The organism is Burkholderiales bacterium, assembly GCA_013695435.1.
Taxonomy (GTDB): domain Bacteria; phylum Pseudomonadota; class Gammaproteobacteria; order Burkholderiales; family JACMKV01; genus JACMKV01.
Window position 1 is genome coordinate 1 of sequence record JACDAM010000300.1, and the last position, 4,614, is coordinate 4,614.

Genomic DNA, 4,614 nt, shown 5'->3' on the forward strand with positions numbered 1-4,614 from the left:
GATTTATACCGGCCTTGTTTACCGCGGCCCGGGTTTGGTGGAAGAGATCGCAGCGGCGCTAAAAGACTAGCGGCGGTTCGGTGCGCGCGATAACAATGCGGATTGCGGCGGCTCGGATGGGGCCAACAACGCTCCGCACCGGTTTCAGTTAGTGGCGCCGCGCCGCGCTAAGCCTCCTCATTCCGGCCGGCGCCGCTATTCAAGATCCGTCGGGTCGTTGAATAGCACCGGCAACCGGATGTTGCCATGTCCGAATTGCGGAAAGCCTGCCGCGTTGCGGTCGCCTGGATTCAGATTCGACGCGGTATCGTCGGGCGGAAAAATAATCAGCGAATTGAGAAAGCCGAGCAATGCGCCGCGCGCATTGTCTCCGAGCTGCGCGAATTGATCTCGCGCCACCCGGGCCTCGCCGCCGTGACGCAGGATCGCTTCGCTGAGATTGATGCTGCGCCCATCGTGGCCGTAAGGTGCAGTGCTGCCGACGCCCCATAGCGGCGTGGTCAAGAATTCCTTGCGCAGTGTGCCGTCGTAGTCGCGCTCGTAAAAGCCGGCGCCGACATCGTGGCGTTTGAAGTCGGTAAAGATATTCCTGACCAGAAACGGCTCCAGCTTCGGCTGTTTCAAGGCGGGCCAGCCGCTTCCGTCATCCTTGATTTTGATGGATGTGGCGGCGGTCGCGAACAGGTTGTTGAAAATACCACGCTCAGTATCGTAAACCGTCTCGACGTCTCCAACACGTCTGTCGCGCCTGATCGGCAGATCCTGAATGTGGCAGCCGCCGCAGCCGATGCGGTGAAAAATCTTGAGGCCGCGTGCCGTCGTCTGGTCCTGCTCGTACGTTCCCGGCTTGAAATAATTAAGCAGGTAAAACTCGAGATGATCGACAAGACTTACCGGTATTTCGTTGGAAACGCCATCCTGATCCGGGTCTGCCGCGGCGTTTTTGGGCGGCGCCTTGATCCGGTCGGCCGAACCATCGAGCACCATTCCGGACGGCGTCGTTATCTTTCCACCCGCGGCGGCGCTCGCCAGATCGGGATCGACCGCCTGTAATCCCATTTCATCCTGCAAGGCGCCGACGACGAATTCATGAATCGAGATGGTATCGCCGTGCGCAAAGAATGGGCGCAGCCTGAGGTCGGCATTGACGCCCTGCACCCAGGTCGTGTCGATCGAGCCATCGGGGCTGGCAGTAATGAACCCGTAGTAAATTCCCTTGCTGCTCAACGGCACGGTAATCGCTTTGCGGCCCGCCTTGGCGCCGGCAATGGCGAGGTCCCGCGTGTGTCGTAAATCAGCGGTGATCTCGTCGGCAAGCATTTCCTTCAAACCAAGGCCGAACAAATGCGGCGCATCGCGGCTGTCCGGCCGGGTGGCGACCGTCCCGCCGACGCCACCGGAACCACGCGGACGCCCATGACAAGCCGCGCAGCTATCAGCAAAGCCGGCGCCGATCGCGAGATTGCTATTGATGTCACCCGCGCCATCGCCGACAGCCGGTCCAAGGCCTTCGGCCCTGGTGAACTTGCGCTGGAATAATTGGCGGCCGCGTCGTACCGAACGAAACGGATCGCGATTGATAATGAAAATCGAAGAGTTCGGCGTTGCCAGATCGCCGCGGCCGGCGCCGATTTGCTCGGCGAGCGATTTGGCGATGCCATCGTCGGCGAGATTCGGCGCCCTAGTTTTGTCGATGCTTTGGGCATGGGCCGGTACGTCCGACATGGTCAGTAGCCACAAGGAGATGAGGAGCGGCAGCAGATTCCGCGTTGAAGCGTTTCGATAAATTTCGTATGCGAGTTGCATGATGATCTCCTTGGACGCTTCCAGGGCCGCAATAAGCGCGAGCTATGCTTCTGCACCGCCGGTTTAGAAATCGAGGGAAGCAGTGAAGACCACTTTAGGTCATGGCGAACGTCAACTCTGCATGCAATGGCGCGGAATCGCCGTGTAATATTCACGATCAGGAGGTGTCCGCGAACCCTGCATCTGCAACCGTAACCCGGACGCAGTGAAGCCGAATCCGGGAACATCAATTTCCCGGATTGCGCAGCGTTTGATGCGGGCTACGCCATGCCCTGCGCTCATCGAAATGAAAAAGGGCGCGAACCGCTTCGCGCCCTTGCGTGCCTTGCAGGAGCGAGTTCCTCGCTACTCTATCGCGCGCCACTCGACAACGTAGTCGGTCGGCGACGTGAAGTAGCCTTTGTATGCGACCTTCTCGCCCATCTTTTTGCCGAGGCCCGGTTTGACGTTCACCGCCTCCCCTTCGAAGCGCGTATCCGGCTGGCCTTTGTCGCTCATCGTCGTTTTGATTTTGCCTTCGTGTTTATAGATCGCGGTTTCGCCGTCTTTTGAAATCGTCGTGTAGCCGCGCCCCGACCCGGTCCCGTTAACGATATCGACGAATTCGCGCGCCGAGACTTTGGCGCCATCGACCGAGCCGCCAATCGCCGGCCCGCTCGCATTGCCGAGATAGATCGCGTGGCCTTGCGCGTCTTCGACCGGTATCGGCTGGTTCTCGGTGTACTTCATGTTGAATTTGCCGCTGTCTGCTGCGGAAACCGGCGCAACCGCGCATGCTGTTGCCAAGGCGATCAGGCTGCCGAATACCGCGCTGCCCGCGGCGCGTTTGAAAGATGCTGTGCTCATGATGATTCTCCTCTGGGGTTACGATGTGACCGCTTGCATTGTCTTCACCAGCTTGCGCGACGCTTATGCTTTCGGCATTTTGGGGCGCTCTTTACGCGGGCGTCGCCGGATTTTCGGCGAAACCGCAGCGAGAATGTCCCAAAGCCCCCGCATGTCAGTAAAGCTCGCACTGGTGCCGCGCTCCACCGTTTCCACGATGCCGACCACGTGCGCGTGGTCTTGCGGATTGCGGCGGTAAATCCGAACGATGTAGCTGTCCATGTGTGATGTTCTTCCGCTGCTTTACCGACAACGCCAGATTAGTGTGCGCGGGTTTACCGATAACTTACGGATTGAGAATTGCTGATAAGGTCGAAGCGAATTTAGGCTGTCGAAAAACGACTGCGCTCGCCAATACGTCGTTGCTCGATACTGGTCAGAGTGAGCGCCGGCAGCGAAACATCGATCGCGACGCCGAGATAAATCGAGCCAGTCTGATGACTAAATATTAAAAGTGATGTGATAAACTGCAAATTAGCATCACTATTCAAGGATAAGCATCATGCCGCGAACGACCCTGGCTTTAGACGACGAAGTCTTCGAACTCGCCAAAGACTACGCGAAAAACCGCTCGCTAACCCTCGGCAAGGCAGTGTCAGACCTGGTACGGCGCGGGCTGCGAGCGCGGCCTGGCGTACGCGAAATCCATGGATTGCTCGTCTTTGAATTACCTGCCGATTCGCCGCGGGTAACTCCGGATTCAATCAAGCGTCTCGAGACAGACGATCTGTGAGCGGCTTTCTGCTCGATGTCAACGTGCTCGTGAGCCTGTTGTGGCCGGCCCACATTCATCACGAAGCGGCGCAGAAATGGTTCGCGGAGAATTCCAGAAACGACTGGGCGACGACGCCCATTACTCAAGCCGCATTCGTGCGTATCGTCTCGAACCCTGCGTTCTCCAGGGATGCTGTCGTTCCCGACATAGCGCTCGAATTGCTCCTGCACAACCTGAAACACCGCCATCATCGCTTTTGGCCCGACGATCTGGGCTACGGCGAATCCGTTGCGGATTTCAGGCCGCGGCTCATCGGGCATAAACAGGTGACCGACGCCTATCTGCTCGGCTTGGCCAGGCATCACAAAGGGAAACTGGCGACTTTCGATCAGGGAATTTCAGGTCTCACCACGCGCGATGACCAAAAGCTCATCGAACTGCTTCCGCAGCCTGAATGAGTGGCTCTGTTCTGCCTTCCTTCATTCGGTTGCACTCAACTATCCAATAACAGAATCCGATCACGTTGCGCGTAGCGATTCATACAGCGTATCCGAGGCGGGAGAAGGCGCGATGCCGAGGGTGACGGACAGAGTTTGGCGCAGCCGGCGATAAGCCGCGATACCTTCGGCGCGGCGCTCGAGCTGCCGGTAGCAGCGCATGATGCCTTGATAAAACTCCTCGGCGAGATCGTCGGCCTCGAGGCCGCGCTGATAGCATCCGAGCGCCTGTTCCCAGCGCTCCTTTTGCATCAGCGCTTTGGAGCGCGCGCTGATATGACGAATGAATTTCGCACGCAGGCGTTCGCGGGTCGATAGTGCCCATGGCTCTTCGAGATCGGCAGCGAGAAAAGCGCCGCGATAAAGCGCAAGCGAATTGTCGAGCGCAGCGTCGAATGCCGCGGCCGGCTCGTCGCGGTTAGCGCCGTTTGCGCCGCGAGCGGTTTCGGCCTGCGTCATCAGGCGCTCGAACGCCCACGCATCGACCCAGCAACGGCTTTCGTTCAGGCTGATGCAGCCTTCGCGGACCACGATCAAATCGTTATCGCCGAGCAGCTTGCGCAACCGGTGTACGGCCGAATTCAGCGCTTCCTGGGCCGCGTCGCCTTCCTCGTCCGGCCACAGCGCATCGGCCAGATGCCGCTGCGGCACTTCGTGCCGGCCGAACGCGATAATGGCTTTCAACAACGCGATCGGCTTCTTCGGCGCCTT

Annotated in this window: 6 protein-coding genes; 2 read left to right on the forward strand and 4 right to left on the reverse strand. The window is 59.0% G+C overall.

Translation table 11 applies throughout. The annotated features are described in order from the left end of the window. Positions 1 to 195: 195 nt before the first annotated feature. The 3 genes from H0V78_14780 to H0V78_14790 form a co-directional block, all read right to left on the reverse strand. Positions 196 to 1,725, reverse strand: a complete 1,530-nt coding sequence (locus tag H0V78_14780) for a thiol oxidoreductase-like protein (GenBank protein ID MBA2352996.1) — start codon at positions 1,723 to 1,725, stop codon at positions 196 to 198. Positions 1,726 to 2,151: 426 nt separating this feature from the next. Next, positions 2,152 to 2,652, reverse strand: a complete 501-nt coding sequence (locus H0V78_14785) for a hypothetical protein (GenBank protein ID MBA2352997.1) — start codon at positions 2,650 to 2,652, stop codon at positions 2,152 to 2,154. 63 nt (positions 2,653 to 2,715) lie between these two features. Continuing rightward, entirely contained in the window at positions 2,716 to 2,913 is a 198-nt protein-coding gene (locus tag H0V78_14790; GenBank protein MBA2352998.1) for a hypothetical protein, read from the reverse strand. A gap of 280 nt (positions 2,914 to 3,193) precedes the next feature. On the opposite strand from H0V78_14790, the gene H0V78_14795 reads away from it, so the two are divergent. Continuing rightward, positions 3,194 to 3,424, forward strand: coding sequence for an antitoxin (locus H0V78_14795; protein MBA2352999.1), 231 nt, complete (start codon positions 3,194 to 3,196; stop codon positions 3,422 to 3,424). Further along, positions 3,421 to 3,864 carry a PIN domain-containing protein gene (locus H0V78_14800; protein MBA2353000.1) on the forward strand — a complete coding sequence of 148 codons (444 nt, stop codon included), beginning with the start codon at positions 3,421 to 3,423 and terminating at the stop codon, positions 3,862 to 3,864. The genes H0V78_14795 and H0V78_14800 overlap by 4 nt, the downstream gene beginning before the upstream one ends. Positions 3,865 to 3,924: 60 nt before the next feature. Here H0V78_14800 and H0V78_14805 read toward each other — a convergent pair whose 3' ends face one another. Beyond that, a complete protein-coding gene (locus tag H0V78_14805; protein MBA2353001.1) occupies positions 3,925 to 4,590 on the reverse strand; it encodes a hypothetical protein in 666 nt (221 codons plus the stop codon). Positions 4,591 to 4,614: the final 24 nt, after the last annotated feature.

Bases quoted from the DNA above. Each gene is read 5' to 3' on its own strand.
- H0V78_14790 (MBA2352998.1), bottom strand. From the start codon at position 2,913: ATGGACAGCTACATCGTTCGGATTTACCGCCGCAATCCGCAAGACCAC.
- H0V78_14795 (MBA2352999.1), top strand. From the start codon at position 3,194: ATGCCGCGAACGACCCTGGCTTTAGACGACGAAGTCTTCGAACTCGCC.
- H0V78_14785 (MBA2352997.1), bottom strand. From the start codon at position 2,652: ATGAGCACAGCATCTTTCAAACGCGCCGCGGGCAGCGCGGTATTCGGC.
- H0V78_14780 (MBA2352996.1), bottom strand. From the start codon at position 1,725: ATGTCGGACGTACCGGCCCATGCCCAAAGCATCGACAAAACTAGGGCG.